The 19,896-nt window shown below is 62.4% G+C and carries 20 protein-coding genes; 16 read left to right on the forward strand and 4 right to left on the reverse strand.

Going from position 1 to position 19,896, the window contains the following annotated elements; all coding sequences use genetic code 11:
* Window positions 1–31 precede the first annotated feature (31 nt).
* The 5 genes from ACFRFQ_RS04190 to ACFRFQ_RS04210 all read left to right on the forward strand — a co-directional run bounded on the left by ACFRFQ_RS04190 (window position 32) and on the right by ACFRFQ_RS04210 (window position 6,282).
* Window positions 32–1,111 carry an AAA family ATPase gene (locus tag ACFRFQ_RS04190; RefSeq protein WP_378653365.1) on the forward strand — a complete coding sequence of 360 codons (1,080 nt, stop codon included), beginning with the start codon at window positions 32–34 and terminating at the stop codon, window positions 1,109–1,111.
* A complete protein-coding gene (locus tag ACFRFQ_RS04195; RefSeq protein WP_378653368.1) occupies window positions 1,108–2,625 on the forward strand; it encodes a VWA domain-containing protein in 1,518 nt (505 codons plus the stop codon). Before ACFRFQ_RS04190 ends, ACFRFQ_RS04195 begins: the two co-directional genes overlap by 4 nt.
* A 396-nt stretch (window positions 2,626–3,021) precedes the next feature.
* Window positions 3,022–4,164, forward strand: a complete 1,143-nt coding sequence (locus ACFRFQ_RS04200) for an iron-containing alcohol dehydrogenase (RefSeq protein WP_378653541.1) — start codon at window positions 3,022–3,024, stop codon at window positions 4,162–4,164.
* 13 nt (window positions 4,165–4,177) lie between these two features.
* Window positions 4,178–5,581, forward strand: a complete 1,404-nt coding sequence (locus ACFRFQ_RS04205; RefSeq protein ID WP_378653371.1) for a histidine kinase — start codon at window positions 4,178–4,180, stop codon at window positions 5,579–5,581.
* A complete protein-coding gene (locus tag ACFRFQ_RS04210) occupies window positions 5,578–6,282 on the forward strand; it encodes a response regulator (protein WP_378653373.1) in 705 nt (234 codons plus the stop codon). Before ACFRFQ_RS04205 ends, ACFRFQ_RS04210 begins: the two co-directional genes overlap by 4 nt.
* Here ACFRFQ_RS04210 and ACFRFQ_RS04215 read toward each other — a convergent pair.
* Window positions 6,279–6,761 (reverse strand): GbsR/MarR family transcriptional regulator, encoded by a 483-nt coding sequence (locus ACFRFQ_RS04215; protein ID WP_378653376.1) that lies wholly within the window; start codon window positions 6,759–6,761, stop codon window positions 6,279–6,281. The two genes, ACFRFQ_RS04210 and ACFRFQ_RS04215, sit on opposite strands and share 4 nt — an antisense overlap.
* A gap of 77 nt (window positions 6,762–6,838) precedes the next feature.
* Here ACFRFQ_RS04215 and ACFRFQ_RS04220 point away from each other — a divergent pair, with 77 nt between their 5' ends.
* Together ACFRFQ_RS04220 and ACFRFQ_RS04225 are read left to right on the forward strand one after the other, a co-directional pair.
* A complete protein-coding gene (locus ACFRFQ_RS04220; protein WP_378653378.1) occupies window positions 6,839–7,774 on the forward strand; it encodes an ATP-binding cassette domain-containing protein in 936 nt (311 codons plus the stop codon).
* Entirely contained in the window at window positions 7,771–9,435 is a 1,665-nt protein-coding gene (locus ACFRFQ_RS04225) for an ABC transporter permease (protein WP_378653381.1), read from the forward strand. Before ACFRFQ_RS04220 ends, ACFRFQ_RS04225 begins: the two co-directional genes overlap by 4 nt.
* Window positions 9,436–9,446: 11 nt before the next feature.
* Here ACFRFQ_RS04225 and ACFRFQ_RS04230 read toward each other — a convergent pair whose 3' ends face one another.
* The gene (locus tag ACFRFQ_RS04230; protein WP_378653383.1) at window positions 9,447–9,914 is read right to left on the reverse strand and encodes a MaoC/PaaZ C-terminal domain-containing protein; all 468 of its coding nucleotides are present in this window, start codon (window positions 9,912–9,914) and stop codon (window positions 9,447–9,449) included.
* 72 nt (window positions 9,915–9,986) lie between these two features.
* Between ACFRFQ_RS04230 and ACFRFQ_RS04235 the strand changes: the two genes are divergently transcribed.
* Both ACFRFQ_RS04235 and ACFRFQ_RS04240 read left to right on the forward strand, forming a co-directional pair.
* A complete protein-coding gene (locus ACFRFQ_RS04235; protein WP_378653385.1) occupies window positions 9,987–10,436 on the forward strand; it encodes a DUF6314 family protein in 450 nt (149 codons plus the stop codon).
* Between the two features lie 41 nt (window positions 10,437–10,477).
* On the forward strand, window positions 10,478–10,687 hold the full coding sequence (locus ACFRFQ_RS04240; protein WP_378653388.1) for a DUF4287 domain-containing protein: 210 nt from the start codon (window positions 10,478–10,480) through the stop codon (window positions 10,685–10,687).
* A 7-nt stretch (window positions 10,688–10,694) separates the two neighbouring features.
* Here the strand turns inward: ACFRFQ_RS04240 and mftM are convergent, their stop codons facing one another.
* The gene (gene mftM / locus ACFRFQ_RS04245; protein ID WP_378653390.1) at window positions 10,695–11,519 is read right to left on the reverse strand and encodes a mycofactocin oligosaccharide methyltransferase MftM; all 825 of its coding nucleotides are present in this window, start codon (window positions 11,517–11,519) and stop codon (window positions 10,695–10,697) included.
* Between the two features lie 12 nt (window positions 11,520–11,531).
* Window positions 11,532–12,131, reverse strand: a complete 600-nt coding sequence (gene mftR, locus ACFRFQ_RS04250) for a mycofactocin system transcriptional regulator (protein WP_378653393.1) — start codon at window positions 12,129–12,131, stop codon at window positions 11,532–11,534.
* A gap of 103 nt (window positions 12,132–12,234) precedes the next feature.
* Between mftR and mftA the strand changes: the two genes are divergently transcribed.
* The 7 genes from mftA to ACFRFQ_RS04285 all read left to right on the forward strand — a co-directional run bounded on the left by mftA (window position 12,235) and on the right by ACFRFQ_RS04285 (window position 19,834).
* A complete protein-coding gene (mftA, locus tag ACFRFQ_RS04255; RefSeq protein ID WP_072782308.1) occupies window positions 12,235–12,330 on the forward strand; it encodes a mycofactocin precursor MftA in 96 nt (31 codons plus the stop codon).
* The gene (mftB, locus tag ACFRFQ_RS04260; protein ID WP_033236400.1) at window positions 12,315–12,602 is read left to right on the forward strand and encodes a mycofactocin biosynthesis chaperone MftB; all 288 of its coding nucleotides are present in this window, start codon (window positions 12,315–12,317) and stop codon (window positions 12,600–12,602) included. Before mftA ends, mftB begins: the two co-directional genes overlap by 16 nt.
* A 76-nt stretch (window positions 12,603–12,678) precedes the next feature.
* A complete protein-coding gene (gene mftC / locus ACFRFQ_RS04265; protein ID WP_138869577.1) occupies window positions 12,679–13,893 on the forward strand; it encodes a mycofactocin radical SAM maturase in 1,215 nt (404 codons plus the stop codon).
* Between the two features lie 40 nt (window positions 13,894–13,933).
* Entirely contained in the window at window positions 13,934–15,112 is a 1,179-nt protein-coding gene (gene mftD / locus ACFRFQ_RS04270) for a pre-mycofactocin synthase MftD (RefSeq protein WP_378447238.1), read from the forward strand.
* A gap of 26 nt (window positions 15,113–15,138) precedes the next feature.
* On the forward strand, window positions 15,139–17,067 hold the full coding sequence (locus ACFRFQ_RS04275; protein WP_378653397.1) for a mycofactocin system FadH/OYE family oxidoreductase 1: 1,929 nt from the start codon (window positions 15,139–15,141) through the stop codon (window positions 17,065–17,067).
* Complete coding sequence (locus tag ACFRFQ_RS04280; RefSeq protein WP_045070887.1) at window positions 17,064–17,885, forward strand: mycofactocin-coupled SDR family oxidoreductase; 822 nt, start codon at window positions 17,064–17,066, stop codon at window positions 17,883–17,885. The genes ACFRFQ_RS04275 and ACFRFQ_RS04280 overlap by 4 nt, the downstream gene beginning before the upstream one ends.
* Window positions 17,885–19,834, forward strand: coding sequence for a mycofactocin system FadH/OYE family oxidoreductase 2 (locus ACFRFQ_RS04285; RefSeq protein WP_378653400.1), 1,950 nt, complete (start codon window positions 17,885–17,887; stop codon window positions 19,832–19,834). Before ACFRFQ_RS04280 ends, ACFRFQ_RS04285 begins: the two co-directional genes overlap by 1 nt.
* The last annotated feature ends 62 nt before the right edge of the window (window positions 19,835–19,896 follow it).

Consider the following 19,896-nt stretch of genomic DNA (forward strand, 5'->3'; position numbering starts at 1 on the left):
CAGCGCGTATCGCTATGAAAGGAACGCCCCCATGTCCCGAGCCTTCTCCTCCGGAGTAGACCTGAAAGATGCTCTGCGAGAGCAGGACTACATCGCCGACGACGAGTTTGCGGTGGTAGTTCATCTTGCGACGGCATTGGGGCGTCCGCTCCTGCTGGAAGGGCCGGCCGGGGTAGGCAAGACCGAGCTCGCGAAGTCTCTGGCTGCGGTCGGCGGCCGCAAGCTTGTGCGTCTGCAGTGCTACGAAGGGCTGGACGACAACCGGGCGCTGTACGAATGGGACTACGCCAAGCAACTGCTGCACGTGCAGATGCTTCGCGACCGGATCAGCGACCAGGTCTCGGAGTTCGACAGCGTTGCCGAAGCGTCGAAGTTTCTGGCAGATCAAGATTTCGGGTTGTACTCCGAGAACTTCCTGTCCGTGCGGCCGCTACTCGAAGCGATCCTGTCACCGGAACCGGTGGTGCTCCTGGTTGACGAAGTGGACCGCACCGAGGAATCCATGGAGGCGCTTCTCCTGGAAATTCTCGCGGAGCAGCAGATCACCATTCCCGAGGTCGGTACCTTCGTGGCTCGGTCGCAACCCTGGGTCATCCTGACCTCCAACGACACTCGTGAACTGTCGCCGGCGCTCAAGCGCCGCTGTCTGCACTACCATCTCGGTTACCCGACGTCGGAGCGTGAGCGTGAGATCGTCACTGCCCGTGCACCGGAGGTCGATCAGGCCACCGCGTCCGAGGTAGTCGAATTGGCTCGGATTCTGCGCGATCTTCCATTGCGCAAGAGTCCGTCCATCTCCGAGGTGATCGATGCGTCAAGAGCGGCAACGGTTCTCGCGGCCAGCGGATTGGGTGCGTCGTCGGACGCCAAGGTGCGCGATATCCTGCTGGCAGCGCTACTCAAGTACTCGTCGGATGTGACGCTCGCACAGGAGCGATTTGACGGGAAAGTGCTGGAGCCGACATTGGGTAGCAGTGACGCGCCAGTCGAACGTGCCACTGTCGCAAGCAGGCCTGCGAACACGACGACGGCCGTGTTCCGGGGGACCGGCGGGCGGGACTCGAATCAACAGGGAGTCCGTGGCGGCAGCGGACTCCGCTCGTCGCGATGACAATGCTCAGCGCTACCGAAAAGCCGTCGTTCGTCCTCGACGTGGTGTCGGCGAGCTTCGGCCGATTGCTGAGGGCGGCCGGAGTGTCGGCGTCGCCGGCCGAAGTCATCGAGGTTCGGCGAGTGCTGGCGATGGTCGGGGCGTCGGATCGCGACGTCTTGCGTGCCTGCCTACGGTCGGTGTGCGCCAAGTATTCTCACGAGCAACCGGGCTTCGATCGGGCATTCGACGCGCTGTTCCGTCCGAAGCGAGACGCGAAGAATGCCGAACGTATCGCGTCCAGAGCGGAAGTTGCCGACGGCCTGCCTACCGCGCTCGGTATCGACGAGGATCAGGAAGTCGGCCGATACGCGGAGTACAACGAGCGTGCCGCCGAGGTGGGCGACTATTTCGATACTCCGGAGGCAGAAAAGGGATTCAACCCGCACAAGGACGACGACGACGTGTCGATGACGTCGAGTGATGCCGAACTGTCGGTGGACACCGGTTCCGAGACCGGTCGCCGGGGAGTCAGCTACACCGTGGACGTGGACCGAGCATCGTCGGCAGTAGTCGGGGACCTCAGCACCAGTGTTGCTGCTGCAGTGGTGGGTTCGTTGTCCTGGGACGATCCGACGTCTATTCTCGCGTGGCTCGACGCATACGATCCGAGCAAGGCCTACGCGGACGTCTCCGACGACGGACCGCTGACGCCGGCACAGTTGAACCGCTTGGTCGAAGCTGTCGAAGCGTTTGTCCAGGCACTCTCCGCCGCTGCTCTCGCGGAGTCCGCTCCTGATGCGCCGGACAGTGAATCGGCTGCCGGCCCTTCACACAACGACATCGAACTGGCGTGCCACGAAGTGCTGCGGCGGATGCGAGGCCCGTCGAGGCCGCGCCCGCGCGAACGCTCTCGTGGGCGTCTCGACATGCGCCGGACGGTACGGTCGAGTTTGCGGACCGATGGCATTCCTTTTCACCTTGTGGTGAAAGCGCCGCGCCCCGAGCGGGTTCGGTTGTTGTTGATCGCCGACGTCTCACTGTCGGTCAGGCCGATCACCGCATTCACGTTGCGACTGGCGCAAGCGATGCATCGCCGGGCCGATCGTTGTGAAGTGCTCGCGTTCGTCGATCGACCCGTCGATGTCACGGACACGCTGCTCGCCAGCAGTGGTGACGGCGCTCTGGCGGCGGTCTTGGCGCATCCTGGCCTGGATCTGGAAGCCAGTAGCGATTACGGGCGGGTGCTCACCGAATTGCTGGACGAGCACGGCAACGCATTGAACGCGCGAACGTCGGTCATCATCGTCGGAGACGGGCGGTGCAACGGATTGCCACCACAGGTGGAGAAGCTCGAAGAACTGCGACGCAAGGTTCATCGCTTGGCCTGGATCACTCCGGAATCACAGCGCTACTGGAACCAGGCGTCGTGTGCGATGCCGGAGTACTCGAAGATCTGCGACGAGGTTGTGGTGGCACGTGATGCCGCGCAGTTGATGACCAAGGCGGCTGAACTGGGTCACGCGCTTCGCTGAGGTGGGAAAGCAATCCGGACCGGGTTACCTGGACCTGTTCCCTGCAGAACCTGCCCGTGGTTGTATTCGGGGTTGCTCCTCGGGCCGACCTCGGTCGGCTTCCTCGCAGGCATCGCGTTCGTGGTGTTCGTCAGACGGGATCACCGTTAAGGAACCTCGCACCTACCCGATCGGGTAGGTATTCACCTCTCCTTGGGCGGGTGTGCGTCTGTCGATGCCCGCGTAGTCTCGGAACCGGCGCTTGTTAAGTGGATCACAGTCTCGGCGCCCTGCGAGAGGAGAGTGGGAGCCGTGTCGGTGGATGTTCCGGATGCCGTTGACGCAGGTGAGCAGCGTCATGACGCAGGTGGACACCGTCATGACGGAGCTGCGCGCCCCCGAGACGCTGCTGCGCGATTGGTGAAGTTCCATGCCCCGGAAATTGTGTTCGGAATCGGCTCGTTGGTCGAAGCCGCTCACGCAACTCTCCGATTCGGCGGTTTTCGTCCCTTTCTCGTCACCGACCCAGGCCTGGTCGAGTCGGGATGGGTCAGTGAACTCGAGGCGCACCTGGCCGAGCAGGGGTTGCGGTCGACGGTCTGGGCGGGGCTGACTCCCAATCCGAAGGATTACGAGATTGCAGCCGGTTTCGAGGTGTACCAGGAGGGTGAGTGTGATGTCATCATCGCGCTCGGTGGTGGGTCTGTCATCGATGCGGCCAAGGGCGTCGCGGTTCTGGCTGCAAACGGTGGACACATCCTCGATTACGAGGGGGTCGATCAAGCGACGAAGCCGATTCCTCCTCTGGTGATGGTGCCGACCACATCGGGTACCGGAGCGGATGTATCCCAGTTCTGCATTGTCACGGACACTGCCAGGGGCACGAAGATCACGATCATCGGACGAGCATTGGTTCCCGATGTCACGGTCATCGATCCGCGTTTGCTCACAACCATGCCCGAGTGGCTCAATGCCGCAACCGGATTGGACGCGTTGACGCACGGCATCGAGGCTTTTGTATCGCTCGCCCATAATCCGCTCACGGATCATCACGCACTGCGCGCGGTCGGCTTGGTTACCGAGAATCTGGTGCGCACAATTCATGAGCCGATGGAAATGGAGGCCCGATCCGTCATGGCTCAGGCGAGCCTCGAGGCCGGGCTTGCCTTCACCAACGCAATTCTCGGCGCGGCCCACGCGATGAGTCATCAGGTGGGCGGCATGCTGGATCTCCCGCACGGCGTCATCAACGGGATTTTGCTTCCCCACGTTATTCGCTTCAACTCCACAACCGACGCGGCACCGTTCGTGGCAATTGCTGCGGCGCTGAACCTACCGGAGCAACGAGGCAGTGCCGAAGAAGCCGCGTTGGCGGTGGCGGATCGGGTCGAACGGCTTGCCCGTGAGGTTGGGGTACCGAAGGGATTGGCCGAGTTGGGTGTTCGGGAAGAGGACTTGAGCCGGTTGGCAAGTTTTGCACTGCGTGATGCGTGCATGTCCACTAATCCGCGTGAAGCCACACAGGAACAGATGGTGGCGTTGTTCCGGAGTGCACTGTGAAGCGAGTGAGGTCATGACCGCAGACCTGTCGAGGCTCACCGGATTACGTTCGGGAAAGAGCACCTTCTATCCGCAGTACCGAGGCGCGGCCGAACGGCTCGAGCGCGTCGTGCACGCGTTGGAGTTGATTTCGCGGGCGCTGGTTCGAACCGTCGACGGCCCGGAGACGCTGGTCTGTGCTGTTGCCGAGGCCGCCCGTGCTCATTTGAGTGCGCAGTGGGTGGTTTTTGCGCTTGCCGACGGTACTCTGCCCGACGCGGGGCCGCGGCGGTTGGTTCTCGGGCCGGACGCCACTCCGTTCCTGGTCGACAACGTGGAGGGCCCGCCGTTGCCGGACGATGTGGTGGATTGTCTCAACGACATTCGTTGCGGCAGTATCGAATCGAATTCCGTGGTCGATCCCCACTATGCGTTTGTGCCGATCGTGCTCGGAGGCGGTGTGGTCGGCGCCTTTGCGGCCTGGACTCCGCAGAATCGCACTCTCGATTCCACCGACGGTGCAGTGCTCAGCATCTTGGCCAGTCAAACGGCTGTTGCGCTGCAGAATTCGGCTTTGTACCAGCGCGGGCAACTGCTGTTGGCGCGTGCCGAAGAGGCATTTGCCGAGGCCAATCGAACTGCTGCCGATTTGGCGGTGCGAAACAGTGAGCTGGAATCGACGCAACGTCAACTCGGGGTGGCGCACCGGCACCAGGTGGTCGACGACGAACGTCACCGCATCGCCCGTGAACTGCATGACAGTGTGACCCAGGCGGTGCTTTCGGCGGGCATGCAGATCGAAGTGTGCCGCAGCGACATTCCCGACGCCGAGCGAAGCGAAAGACTGGACCTGGCAAAGGATCTGACCAGGAGAGCCGTAGAGCAACTGCGCTCGGCAATTTACGCGCTCAACCACTCGTCGGACGAAGGCCGGACCTCGTTGCCGGAGATGCTCGAGCAGCTCAGTGTGGTCCACATGCCCGACGAGTTGGCGGTGAGCCTGCGAGTCGGGGGCACACCGGCCGAGCTTCCCGGTGGAACCGAGCACGCATTGTTGCGGATTGCGGGCGAAGCGCTCTTCAACGCGGCTGTTCACGCCCACGCCACCCGGGCGGTTCTCCGGTTGACGTATCGCGCCGAGACCGTCATCTTGTCCATTTCGGACGACGGTGACGGAGATCCCGCGCGGATGCGACTGATCCTCAAGCTCGCGGCAAGCAACGATCTCGACGGGCGGCACCGGGGCTTGGCCAACATGCAGTCCCGGGCTCGCGAATTGGGAGGCACGCTCGACGTTCGCCGGGCGAGAATCGGGGGAGTGCAAGTGCTGGTTCGGGTGCCACTTGCTACCGGGCCTGACAGTGCAACTGAGTCTGACAGCGCTGCCGAGACTGACAGCGAAGATACGTGTCCCACAACCGAGATCGAGGAACGATGACTACAGCACGCCCCGTCGCGGCCGACCATGTCGGGCCCAGAGACCCTGCCAGGCCAACCGAGAGCCGTGTTGTCCGCATTGTGCTTGTCGACGATCACGCGATACTGCGGCAAGGACTGCGGTCGGTGCTCGAGCGAGAGAACGATTTGCGCATCGTCGGTGAGGCATCGTCGCTACCGGAGGCATTGTCGGTTGTCGATCGGGTCAGCCCCGACATCGTGCTCATGGACCTCAAACTCTCGGCAAGTTCGGACTACGAGGGATTGACGCTGTGCTCGCAGTTGTCCGCGGCGCATCCGAAACTCGGATTGCTGGTACTCACAACATTTCTCGACGACCAACTGGTTGTACGAGCTGTCCATGCGGGAGCGCGTGGATACGTTGTCAAAGACGTCGACACCACGGAGTTGGTCCGTGCGATTCGGGCGGTATCTCGTGGTGAGAGCGCATTCGATTCGCGCAGTGCTTCCGCGGTGGTGCGCTCGCTGAACGGACAGTCGACGACCAAGGACCGTCTGACGGATCGTGAACTCGAAGTACTGCGGTTGCTCGCAAACGGGTTGTCCAACATCAGGATCGGTGAGAGGTTGTTCATCTCACCGACGACGGTGAAGTTCCACGTCAGCAACATCATGCGCAAACTCGAGGTGAGTCGGCGTGCCGAGGCCGTGTACGCGGCCAGCAAGCAAGGATTGATCTAGGCTCGCTTTGCTCGCCAGTCGGCCAGCATCCTCGGCATCTCCGCGGCCATGAAGTCGAAGAAGTCGCGAAGGTCGGCCATACGTTCGCTGCCGCGTGTGCCTTCCCCAAGAACACGAATTCCTTCTGCTGCTACCTCCGATACCTGGTACAGCGCAGACTGTTTGGTGACAAACGCGTCGGCCCACAGGTCGACGCTCACGCGGTAGTGCTGACGCCGTGATCCCGGAACGGCGACGCGTTCGATCAGGCTGACCTGCTGTAGATATCGCACCGCGCCGGAAATGGCGGCGGGGCTCACGCCGAGTACCTCACCGAGATCGCCGGGAGTCGACGACGGCTTATTGCTGGTCATCAGTGCGGCCCAGACGCGCGCCGGCATGGGCGGGAAGCCCATGTTGATCAGGACCAGCGAGAGGCGCTCGACCAACTGTCTGCTCTCATCGGGATGGTCGGTCTGGTTCAATTCGGTCTGGTTCATATCGATCATCGGGGAGTGTCCGATCTTTACGTTTTTCTATCTTCACACATTTGTGAAATCAGCGTACGGTCGAATTCATGGGTGCCGCAGTTTCGGTGAATGACCTGGTCAAGACGTTCGGCCCGACCCGAGCGTTGGACGGCTTGGATCTCGAGGTTTCCGAAGGCGAGATTCACGGATTTCTCGGGCCGAATGGTTCAGGTAAGTCGACCACCATTCGGGTACTGCTCGGCCTACTACGTTCGGATTCCGGTGAGGCGACGGTCCTCGGTGGGGATCCGTGGCGTGATTCCGTAGCCCTGCATCGGCGGCTGGCGTACGTGCCGGGTGAGGTGAATTTGTGGCCGAACTTGACCGGTGGTGAGTCGATCGACCTGCTTGCCGGTTTGCGCGGCGGGATCGATGTGTCCACGCGTGCAGAGTTACTCGATCGTTTCGAGCTCGATCCGACGAAGAAGGCGAGAACGTACTCGAAAGGGAACCGGCAGAAAGTGGCGCTCGTCGCCGCCTTCGCTTCGGATGTCGATCTGTACGTTCTCGACGAACCGACGTCCGGCCTCGACCCGTTGATGGAGGCGGTTTTCCAGGACTGTGTGCGCGAGTTGGCCCATGCCGGGAAGACGGTTCTGCTGTCGAGTCACATTCTGGCAGAGGTGGAAGCGCTGTGTGATCGTGTCAGCATCATTCGTGACGGGCGAACAGTGGAGTCCGGAACGCTGTCGGAACTGCGGCATCTGACCCGCACGTCGGTGTCGGTCACGACGCGCACGCCGGTCACCGGACTCGACGCGTTCGAGGGCACGTACGACGTGCTCGTGGACGGTGACCACGTGAAGTGCGAGGTCGACAGTGTTCGGCTCGGCGCACTGATGGAACATCTTGTCGGCTTCGGGATCGTGGCGCTGACGTCGACGCCCCCAACTCTCGAGGAACTGTTTCTGCGTCATTACGGGGACGAACGAGCGAAGGAGAGTTCGGAGCATCTGCGCGCGGAGTCTGGGGCGCGGCCGTGACCGTTCTGACCAGGCCGGTCGACGCATCAGAGGGAACTCAGTTCACCGGTACGTCACGGTTGGTTCGGCTTGCGTTGCGACGCGATCGAATTCAGCTCCCGGTGTGGCTGATATCGCTGACCGTGTTCCTGGTCTTCGTCGCTGCCAGTGTGGGCGGCCTCTACAGCACGCCGGAGGAATTACGTTCCGTTGCAGTCGGGTCCGCAGTCTCGCCCGTGGCGCTTGCCACCAACGGCATAGTGTCGGGGTACTCCGAGGGGGCGATTGTCGCGAGCCAGAGCGTTCTGGTGTTTGCCTTGGCTGCGGCATTGATGAGCACGCTGGCGGTGGTGCGTCACACTCGGCAGAACGAGGAGACCGGACGCGCCGAGATGATCGGCGCGGCGGTTGTCGGCAGGCGTGCGCTCCTGACCTCTGCGCTTGTTGTCACGATCGGTGCGAATATCGTTCTGGCTCTTGCCAGTGCAGTCGGTCTGGTGGCCATCGGATTTCCGGCAGGCGGTTCGCTGGCGCTGGGAGCGTCGATCGGCGGCACCGGTATCGCGTTTGCCGGCGTCGCCGCCGTGGCGGCTCAAATCACCGACGGTGCGCGCGCGGCAAACGGGATTGCGGGCGCGGCTATCGGAATTGCGTTCATGCTGCGGGCCGTCGGCGACGTCGACAGTACCGTGGTGGACGACGGTACTCGCGTGGTCAGTGGGTGGATGTCGTGGCTGTCGCCGATCGGATGGGCACAACAGATACGACCGTTCGACGACAACGCCTGGTGGATACTGCTGTTGCTCTTCGGTTTTGCCGCAGTCCACATCGCGATTGCCGACGTGCTCATCGGCCATCGCGACCAAGGGGCTGGGCTGGTCCAGCCGAGGCCGGGACCGCCGGTTGCTGCGCGGTGGTTGCCGTCGGCGTGGGGTCTGGCGTGGCGCATGCAGAGAGTGACGATGTTCTGGTGGCTGTTCTCGGTGGTCGTTCTCGGATTCGCTTACGGGGCAGTCGGAAACGAGATCGACCAGTTGGTGGGTTCGTCCCAGCAGACCGCTGATCTTTTCGAGCAACTTGGTGGGGGATCGGCCGCCTTGGTCGACGCGTACCTCGCGACCGCGTTGGGTTTCCTGTCGATAGTCATTGCGGCATATGCGGTTCAGAGCATTCTCCGCATGCACGGGGAAGAGTCCTCGGGGAGGTTGGAACCGTTGCTGGCTACGGCACTTCCGCGCTGGAAGTGGTTGCTCTCGCACGTGAGCATTGTTGTCGGCGGGGTGGTGCTCGCGCACATTCTGGCCGGCGCGTTCACCGGGTTCGCTTTCGGCTTGGTTACCGACGACATCGCCGGCAACACTGCAAGGATGACCGGCGCGGCGCTGGCGTATCTACCGGCGGTGCTGGTCGTTCTTGCAGTCGTGGCTTTGGTTTTCGGACTGTTTCCGGCGATTGCGTCGTCGCTGTCCTGGGGCATTTTTGCGGCCTGCATCGTTCTCGGGCAATTCGGCGTGCTGTTCAAGCTTCCCCAAGTAGTCCTGGACCTGTCACCGTTCACTCACGTACCGACAGCACCCGCCGAAGTGGTGACGGCTCTGCCGCTAGTCGTGTTGACCGCTCTGGCTCTGGTTCTCGGTGTGGCCGCGATTGCGGCGTTCGCGCGCCGTGACGTCCGTCTGTAGGGAGTCGGTCACTACTTCGGTCGGCAGTGGAGGTACGCGTCGGTGACAACCTCGAACATGCGATTGCCCTGCGCGTCAACCAATTCGGCGGTTGTCGTCACCAACCCGCGAGCGCGGCCGTCGAGCACCACGTTGTCCACGGTGAGCGTGCCACTCAATGTGTCGCCGGGACGCAGGGGGCGGAGAAACCGTATGTCGCGCATGGACTTGCCGGCGATGACGTTCCAGCGGTCGTAGATGCTCGCGACCACAAGTTTCTGGCAGATGGCCAAAGTGTGCACTCCGCTGCCGATCAACCCGCCGAACACGCCGGATTCGGCAGCCTGTTTGTCGGTGTGGAACCACTGCGGATCCCACTGCGATGCAAAGTCGAGAATTTCGTCCTCGGACACCGTGTACGAATCCAGCTCCATGGTCTGGCCGATCCGGAGATCTTCGGCGTAGACGGAGCGATGACGGGGCGCGGCAGAATCGTTCATGTTCTTCTGGATCTCCTGCGGGTAGGTCTGTACCCGGAACATACGCCACGGACGGGCAACTAGAATCGGCAGATGGTCAACGACATGCACCTCGATCCACATGCCCTGGTAGGGGAGTGGAACTTCGAGCGAAGGATCGTCGACCGCCGTGCAGACGTAACAAAGCGTGTCGCGGGAACCACCACAATCGAAGGTGCCGACGGCGGCCGACTTCGCTGGTACGAGAGTGGAACATTGTTCGACGGTGACCTGGAGTTGCCCGTTTACCGAACTCTGTTCATCGAGCGGCACGACGGCGATTGGGCAGTCACCTTCGAGGACGGCCGAGAGTTTCACGACTGGGCGCCCGGAGACGACGTCGAGCATCTGTGCGGCGCGGATACCTACCGGGGCCGCATCGACATCGACATTGCTGTCGAGGAAGCTGCAGCAGATTCGCAGGCTGCGTGGTCGGTCGAGTGGACGGTGACCGGGCCGAGCAAGGACTACACGATGACGACGCACCTCACGAGAGCGTCGTAGATGACACACGACGTGCCCATGGCCGTTGTAGATTTCGGGTCATGACTGAACCTGTGAAAGGCCCGGCGTCGTACTTCCCGTCGATCGAGAAGAAGTACGGCCGCCCGATCAGCGAGTGGCAAAAGTTGATCCGCAGTTCCGAGTTGACCAAGCACATGGAACTGGTCAACTGGCTGAAGTCCGAGCACGGGCTGGGGCACGGTCATGCCAATGCTCTGGTGGCGCACACCCTGAAGGAAGATGCCGGGTAGAGCGCGCTTAGCGTGCGTCGAGCACCAACCACCCACCATGATGCTCGAACACCTCGAAGGGCACGCCGGTTTTCTCGCCGACGGCACGCAGTGATTCGAGGTCGAAGGTCCGGATATGCCCGTGGCAGGCAGTTGCTTCGTCCTCGAACGGGACCGCGATGACAACGCGTTCGCGAGCGATCCGCAGAGCCTGCGCGATCACCTTCTCGCCGACGGCATTGTCGACGTGTTCGAGGAGGTGAATCGCCGTGACGGTGTCCGCGCTCTTGTCGGGTGCGGGTACCTCACCGGCGTCGCAGATCAGTGTGTTGATCGTGATGCCCAGTTCGGGGGCGACCGCGTCGAGCAGGATCATGGTTCCCGGCAGGATATCCGTCGCAGTGACGTCCATTCCGGCGCCGGCAAGGCGCAACGGCAGGAATCCGAAGCACGACCCGAGGTCCAGGACGGAGCCGCGCACGAGTTCGTGTGCCTTCTCGTGGATGGGCGCGAAATCGGCACTGCCGTCCAGTAGCTCGCGTAGCGAATTCCGGTAGTAGGTGGTCCAGGATTCGAGGGCTCCGTCAACTGTGGAGCGAACCAGTCCGACCATCGTGAGTTCGAATTCGTCCTGTCCGAAGTCGGCGTCCTCGATCGAGGCGGTCACGCCCGCGACGAGGCGTTCGCTGAGGTCGTCCGCGGTCAGGGAATGCCGCACCAGAAGTGTGCCGTCACTGCGGTCGAGAGTGAGCGGACCCGATGCCACCCGCTCGACCGTGACGTGGCCGAACGACCATCGCCCAGGCGTCGAGGGCGCAAGTGAATCCATGACCGGTGCGGCGGGTGCTGACATGGTGGGCCTTCCTCAGATGCTGATCCCGGTACGCAAGGACTGCGTTCCGGTTCGCAGAAGTTCGGGTAGTTCCAGTGCATCGTCGGTGAGCCACTGTTCGTAGGCGGCCATCGCGACGCCGAGCAGAAGGTAGCCCACGGTCCGGGGACCGTGATCGGTCGTTTCGAGGTTCATTCGCTTGGCAGCGTACTCGGCGACAACCTGGCGCCAGCCTTCGTACATCACCGACGAGTATGCCTGAAGTGTGGGCACGGTGAGGATGAGCTCCATCCGTTTGCGGTGTACGGCAGTCTCTTCCGGGGGAAACGTGTTGAACGTCAGGAGTGCGGACTCGAGGGCGTCGACCAATGGCATGTCTTCGGGCAGGGAATTGAAGTGTTCACGCATCTGAGCCAGGTGCCCGTCGAAGTCGCCCCACGGCACGGCGTTCTTCGACGGAAAGTAGCGGAAGAACGTCCGACGAGCGATCCCGGCGGCGTCGGCAATCTGGTCGACACTGACCTCGTTGAAGCCGAGTGTGGAAAAGAGTTCGATGCCGATCGTAGAGATCCCCTCCCTGGTCGTGGAGGGGCGACGACCTATCCGAGCGGACGGGTTTTTGCGGCTTCGCATACTTTTTATGCTCCCAGTCTGTCATTCTGCACTCGATGCCATTACAGTGGTGAACCGAGTCACAGTGAAGTCCCACTCGTGACCACAGATTCAGGAGGAATCCATGTCCGATCGTGACAATAAGGCACTCGACAACGACCTCATCGAAGAATCGCTGGTCGAAGAGGTTTCGATCGACGGCATGTGCGGCGTGTACTGACCGTGCCTGCTTTGAATCTCGATGCGGGGTGGAAACTCCACCCGCAGGTAGCGCTTCGCCCCGAACCTTTCGGGGCGTTGCTCTACCACTTCGGAACGCGCAAGCTCTCGTTCCTGAAGAACACGACCATCGTTGCGGTGGTCAAGGCGTTGCCAGACCATCCTGATGTCCGATCCGCACTGCGTGCGCAAGGCATCGAAGATGACGCGGCTCCCCAATATGCCCGCGCGCTGAGCACTCTCGCCGACTCGCACATGATCGTGCCGGTCTGAGTCAGACGCTCGCTCCCACGTGTGGAACAGCCCTTCTGCACGTTCGCCCGCTTCATTTCTTTGCGAGGACACAGCCATGACCTCAGTTCTTGAACAGCCCTCCCCGCCCGCCCAGGTGGGTCGCCTCGTCGACCAGTTCGAACTCGGACTCGACGCACCGATCTGCCTGACGTGGGAACTCACCTACGCCTGCAACCTGTCCTGCGTGCACTGCCTCTCGTCGTCTGGTCGTCGTGACCCCAACGAGTTGAGCACCGAGCAGTGCAAGGCCATCATCGACGAGCTGCAGCGTATGCAGGTTTTCTACGTCAACATCGGTGGCGGCGAGCCGACCGTGCGCTCCGACTTCTGGGAGCTCGTCGACTACGCGACGGACCACCAGGTTGGTGTGAAGTTTTCCACCAACGGCGTGAAGATCGACAAGAAGGTTGCTGCGCGCCTTGCCGCCAGCGACTACGTCGACGTGCAGATTTCCATCGACGGCGCCACCGCTGAGGTCAATGATGCTGTGCGTGGGCCGGGTTCGTTCGCGATGGCCGAGCGTGCGCTTGCCAACCTGAAGGAAGCCGGCTTCAAGGACGCCAAGATTTCGGTGGTCGTCACGCGGCACAACGTCAGTCAGCTCGACGAGTTCAAGGCTCTCGCGGACAAGTACGACGCGACCCTGCGCATCACCCGCCTACGTCCGTCGGGCCGTGGCGCCGACGTGTGGGACGATTTGCATCCGCGTCCCGAGCAGCAGCGTGAGCTCTACAACTGGCTGGTCGCCAACGGTGAGGGCGTCCTGACGGGCGACTCCTTCTTCCACCTGTCCGCGTTCGGCGATGCACTGCCCGGCTTGAACCTGTGCGGCGCGGGTCGCGTGGTGTGCCTCATCGACCCGGTCGGTGACGTGTACGCGTGCCCGTTCGCGATTCACGACCAGTTCCTCGCCGGAAACATCGTGAAAGACGGTGGCTTCCAGCACGTCTGGCAGCACTCGGATCTGTTCCAGGAGTTGCGTTCGCCGCAGACCGGTGGCGCGTGCAGCAAGTGCAACCACTACGACTCCTGCCGCGGCGGTTGCATGGCAGCCAAGTTCTTCACCGGACTGCCCATGGACGGACCTGATCCCGAGTGCGTCATCGGAAACGGTGAAATGGCGTTGGCCGGCGCGGGAGAGATCCCCAAGTCCAGCGTCGACCACTCCCGGTCCGGTCAGCGTAAGACCCCGCGTGCATCGGTGCCTCTGACACTGATGATGCGTCCCCCCGCCAAGATTTGTGACGAAAACCCGCTAGCGGGAATGTAAGTAGCTTTCCTGGCTACTTGCGATACGAGAGGTTTGATTGATGGCAAAGAACGCATTCTTCGAGACCGTCGCCGAAGCACAGCGACGTGCGCAGAAGAGGTTGCCCAAGTCCGTGTATGCGGCGCTGGTGGCCGGATCCGAAAAGGGTCTGACCGTCGACGACAATGTCGCGGCGTACAGCGAACTGGGTTTCGCTCCGCATGCGGCCGGATTGCCGAACGAGCGGAACATGGCCACCACCATTATGGGGCAGGACATTTCGCTTCCGGTGATGATCTCGCCGACCGGTGTGCAGGCAGTGCACCCCGACGGCGAGGTAGCGGTTGCACGTGCGGCCGCGGCGCGGGGGACGGCCATCGGCCTGAGTTCTTTTGCCAGCAAGTCCATCGAAGAGGTTGCTGCGGCGAACCCGCAGGTGTTCTTCCAGATGTACTGGGTCGGCAGCCGCGACGTGCTCCTGCAGCGTATGGAGCGCGCTCGCGCTGCCGGTGCCAAGGGCCTGATCATCACCACCGACTGGTCCTTCTCGTACGGTCGTGACTGGGGCAGCCCGTCCATCCCCGAGAAGATGGACCTCAAGGCGATGTTCCAGTTCGCGCCCGAAGGCATCATGCGCCCGAAGTGGTTGTTGGAGTTCGCCAAGACCGGCAAGATCCCGGACCTGACAACACCCAACCTCGCGGCTCCCGGTCAGCCGGCACCGACGTTCTTCGGCGCGTACGGCGAGTGGATGCAGACCCCGCTTCCGACGTGGGAAGACATCGCCTGGCTGCGTGAGCAGTGGGGTGGCCCCTTCATGCTCAAGGGCATCATGCGTATCGACGACGCCAAGCGCGCAGTCGACGCCGGTGTCTCCGCTATTTCCGTCTCCAACCACGGTGGCAACAACCTCGACGGCACCCCCGCGCCGATCCGCGTGCTCCCGGGTATCGCCGAAGCTGTGGGCGATCAGGTGGAAGTTGTTCTCGACGGCGGCATCCGGCGCGGCGGCGACGTCGTCAAGGCACTTGCGCTCGGAGCCAAGGCAGTCATGCTCGGCCGCGCGTACCTGTGGGGCCTCTCGGCAAACGGCCAGGCCGGCGTCGAGAACGTTCTCGACCTCATGCGTATGGGCATCGACTCGGGACTCATGGGTCTCGGTCACTCGTCCATCACCGAACTGAGCCCGGCGGACCTGGTCATTCCGGAAGGCTTCACCCGCACGCTGGGCGCGAGCTGAACCTCTGGCTCTGATCGAGCTGTGAGTTGAGCCTTCACGAACACACAACCCTGGCCGGACACCGTGTCCGGTCCAGGGTTGTTTTCGGTCCACACGAGACCAATCTTGCTGTGGGACGAACGCTTTCCGATGGGCACCGCGCGTACTACCAGCGACGGGCCGAGGGCGGTGCCGGGATCGTCGTCACCGAAACGGCGTCGGTTCTGGCGAATGACTGGCCCTACGAGCGGGCACCGTTGGCATCTTTGTGTGGGCCGGGTTGGCAATCGATCTCTGCGGCCTGCGTCCCGCACGGCGCTCTGGTTCTTGCGGGTCTGGGGCACACCGGGATGCAGGGATCGAGCGCCTACTCACAGTCGGTTCTGTGGGGGCCGTCGAGGGTCGCTGATCCGGTGACGCGTGAGTTGCCGATGATGATGGAGCAGGGTGACGTCGATCGTGTGGTCGAGGGTTTCCGTGCCTCGGCAGAGCTTGCCGTGGGCTCCGGGATGGACGGGGTCGAGATCGACGGCGGCCCACGGAGCATTCTGCGGCAGTTCCTTTCGGGGTTGACCAACACGCGCGCGGACAGGTACGGAATTGATCGACTGACGCTGCTGCGAGAAGTCCTCCAGGCAGTTCGCGAGGCTGTCGGTGCGAACCATGTTGTTTCCCTGCGGTTGTCGTGCGACGAGCAGGCGCCATGGGCGGGCGTGACGCCGGAACTGGCGGTTGGGTATGCGAGCGAACTGGAGCGGTATCTCGATCTGTTGGTTGTGGTGCGCGGCGGCCTCTACTCGGCTGCGGGGTATCGCCCGGACTTCCACGAAGAACCGAACTTCAACCGTGAACTATGCCGAATCGTCAAGGCCGCAGTCTCGGTTCCCGTTGCGTTGCAGGGGAGCGTCGTCGACATCGCAGACGCCCACGAGGCGCTCGAGCACGTCGATTTCGTGGAAATGACCAGAGCACAGATCGCCGACCCGGATCTGGTGGTGAAGTCAGCTCGCGGCGATCAGCCACGGCCGTGCGTCCTGTGCAATCAAACGTGCCTTGTGCGCGATCCGCGTAATCCGGTGGTGACGTGCGTCGGAAATCCGAGTGCGGGATTCGAGACGATAGATCCTGATGAGCGCATGCAGGAATTGATCTCGGGTCCTGTGCTGGTGGTCGGGGGTGGTCCGGCCGGATTGGAAGCTGCGCGAATCCTGGCCGGGCGCGGCGCTGCGGTGACGGTGACGGAACGGTCGTCGCGGTTCGGCGGGATGGTCCGAACTTTTGCGCAAGGGAAGGGCCGCAGCCGATTTGCTGTGCTTGCGCAGTGGCTCGAGGACGAATGCCGTAGAAGCGGTGTGACCATGCTGACCGAGCACACGATCAGTTCATCGGAGATCGACGACGCCCGCAGCCGTGGTGATGTTGTAGTTGCGTCGGGCAGCGTTCCGAGGCCGTCGACCTATCCCGTGGACACGTCCGTTCTCTGGATGGATGCGGTACAGGCGCTCGAGCGTGGCGGTGATTCGATCGAAGGTCCGGTTATTCTCGTGGATCCGTTGGGTGGACCGATGGCTGTTGCGCTTGCGGAGGTGTTGGCAGAGTGCGGACTCGAGGTCTCGATCGTCACACCGGACACGATCGTCGGTTCGCGGTTGGGTATGAGCGGCGACCTTGTGGGCGCGAACACGAGACTTCAGCAGGTTGGGGTGAACCGGGTGTGTTCCTCGCAGGTACGGGCGGTTGTCGATGGTGGCGTGCAGATCGAGAACGTCTACACGGATGTTGCGGCACACATCCTGTGTGCGACTGTCATCGACTGCTCGCCTCGACTGCCTGACACCTCGCTGCATTATTCGGGGTGCGTCGGCGTCGGCGACACGATTGCTCCGAGAACTGTTCTCGAATCGATCCGCGAAGGGCGCCGCGCAGGGTTTACTACTGGAACAGGTTTCAATTCCGTGGAGAGGATCGATTCATGACCCAGGTACGTTCACTCGAAGGCCGTGTTGCATTCATTACCGGCGCGGCGCGTGGCCAGGGCCGCTCGCACGCGATTCGCTTGGCCAGAGAAGGCGCGTCGATCATTGCGATCGACGTCTGCAGCGCTGTCGCCGAGCACAACACGTACGACGCGGCCACGCCGGAAGACTTCACCGAAACCGTCCGTCTTGTCGAAGCCGAGGGTGGCAAGATCCTCGCGCGGGAGGCTGACGTCCGGGACAGTGCTGCGCTCGCTGCAGTGGTGAAGGACGGAGTCGAGCAGTTCGGCCGGCTCGACATCGTGGTGGCAAATGCGGGCGTCTGCAACTGGAACCGATTTTGGGAGATGTCGGACGAGCAGTGGGAAACCCTCATCGACATCAATCTCACCGGTGTGTGGAAAACACTCAAGGCTGCGGTGCCGTCCATCATCGAGGGCGGCCGCGGAGGATCGATCGTCGTGATCAGCTCGGTCGCGGGACTCAAGGCCATGCCTGGGCAGGCGCACTACGGCAGTGCAAAGTTCGGTTTGGTCGGGCTCACCCAGGCGGCGGCAAAGGAACTGGGGGAGTACAGGATCCGCGTCAACTCCATCCATCCGTACGGGGTCAATACTCCGATGGGTGTTGATCAGGGCGCACTCGCCGTCTTCCAGAACTACCCGCAATACCTCCCGAACTTCACCCCCATTCTCACCGAGACCGCTTTTGCCGAACCCGACGAGATCTCCGATACTGTCGTGTGGTTGGCCGGTGACGGGTCACGCACCGTGACGGCAAGTCATATTGCTCTTGATCAAGGTAACTCCAAGGTCTGATGACGCCGTATCCTCGCCTCTTCGAGCCGCTGCGCCTGCGCGATCTCACACTGCGTAACCGCGTGGTGTTCTCTGCGCACCTGACCAACTACGCCGAGAACGGGTTGCCGACAGCGCAGCATGCCGCCTACTACGAGGCGAGGGCACGGGGCGGCGCCGGGTTGATCATCAGCGAGGAGCATTCGACGCACCCGTCGGATCGACCGTACGAAAAGATGATTGCCGGGTACCGGCCCGAGGTGGTCGTGGGCTATCGACGGATCACCGATGCCGTGCACGCGCACGGATCGGTGATCCTCGCGCAGATCAATCACAACGGCGGGCAGGGCGCCGGCACGTATTCGAGGCTCCCACTCTGGGCGCCCAGTGCTATTGCCGATCCACTGTTCCGGGAAGTCCCCAAAGCTGTTGACGAGAGCGATATCGCGGAGATTCTCGACGGTTTCTCTTCAGTTGCGCGTAACTGCATCTCCGGTGGATTCGACGGTGTCGAGTTGCAGGCGTCGCAGTCGTCGATTGTCCGAGCGTTCTTGGCGCCGTCGACAAATCGCCGCACAGATCGATATGGCGGTCCCGCCGAGAACCGTGCCCAGTTCCTCCTGGAAGTTTTGCGAGTTCTTCGCCGCGCCATCGGCCCTGATCGGATTCTCGGAGTTCGGCTGAGCGGTTACGAAGGAACCCGAGGTGGTATCGAGTTGCCGGACGCGGTGTTGACTGCACAGTTGGTGGAAGCCGACGGTCAGGTCGACTACATCAACACCGCTATCGGAATGGCCACAGAGACTTTGCATTTGATCGAGGCATCGATGGCGGTACCGAGTGGTTACGCGAACTTCATTCCATCGGCGATCAAGGAAGTCGTTTCGCTCCCCGTGATCGGTGTCGGCCGATTCAAGACACCGCAGCAGGCTGAGCAGGCGTTGGACGAGGGTCTGTGTGATCTTGTGGGAGTGGTGCGCGGTCAGATCGCGGACCCGGATTTTGTGAACAAGGCACGCGCAGGCCAGTCGTCACAGGTGCGAACCTGCCTGTCCTGTAATCAGGAATGCGTCGGGCGGATGGGACTCAACCGTTGGTTGGGCTGTACCGAGAACCCGCGAGCAGGACGAGAGTCTGTTGCCTTGCCCCTGCCACAGTTGCAGGGGCGCAGCGTCGTTGTTGTCGGCGGCGGCCCAGCCGGCCTGCAGGCCGCAGCTACCGCCGCGCAGTGTGGGCATCGGGTGACGCTGTTCGAACGCGACACCGTGCTTGGTGGGCAGATCCGAACTGCCTGTGTGATGCCGGCTCGCCGGGAGTTGGGCGATCTGATCCGCAATCTCGAATCCGAATGCCGCAGAAGTGGTGTCACCGTCGAACTCGATGCGGCAGTGACAGCGGAGAGATTGATCGAACTGGACCCGGATGTGGTGGTTGTGGCTACGGGAGCACGACCACTGCGTCCGGTGTGGGCGGGAGGCCTAAGCAGAGTGGTCGGGGTCCGCGATGTGCTCGACGGGAAGATGCTGCCGACCGGTTCGGTATTGGTATTCGACGAACTGGGGTTCCATCAGAGTGCATCGGTTGCGGAGTTCCTGGCAGATCGAGGGTGCACCGTCACGGTCGCCACCAACGGGATGGTGGTGGCCCAGGATTTGAGTATCACTCTGGATTTCGAAGGCTGGAACCGCCGGGCGCACGAAAAGTCGATAGTTCAGCGTACGGACCTGATGGTCACCGCGGTGCACGGCGAAGGGCCTGTGACCGTCGAACTGGTGCACCATCCCACTGGAGTCCCCGAGTCTGTGATTGTGGACTGGGTTGTGTTTGCGACGCAGCAGGAACCGGTGGATGAACTGTGGAAGGCGCTGCGTGGCAGTTCCTTCGAGGTGCACCGTATTGGTGATGCCTTGTCTCCGAGGCGTTCGCACAGTGCCGTCATTGAAGGTCACAGGGTTGCGCTGAACATCTAGCCGCAGCCCTCTCCTGGTGAGATCAGCCTTGTGCACCGGGGCATGTTTGATCCCCGGTGCAC

It is taken from the genome of Rhodococcus sp. NPDC056743, from assembly GCF_042790355.1.
In the GTDB taxonomy this organism is placed as follows: domain Bacteria; phylum Actinomycetota; class Actinomycetes; order Mycobacteriales; family Mycobacteriaceae; genus Rhodococcus_F.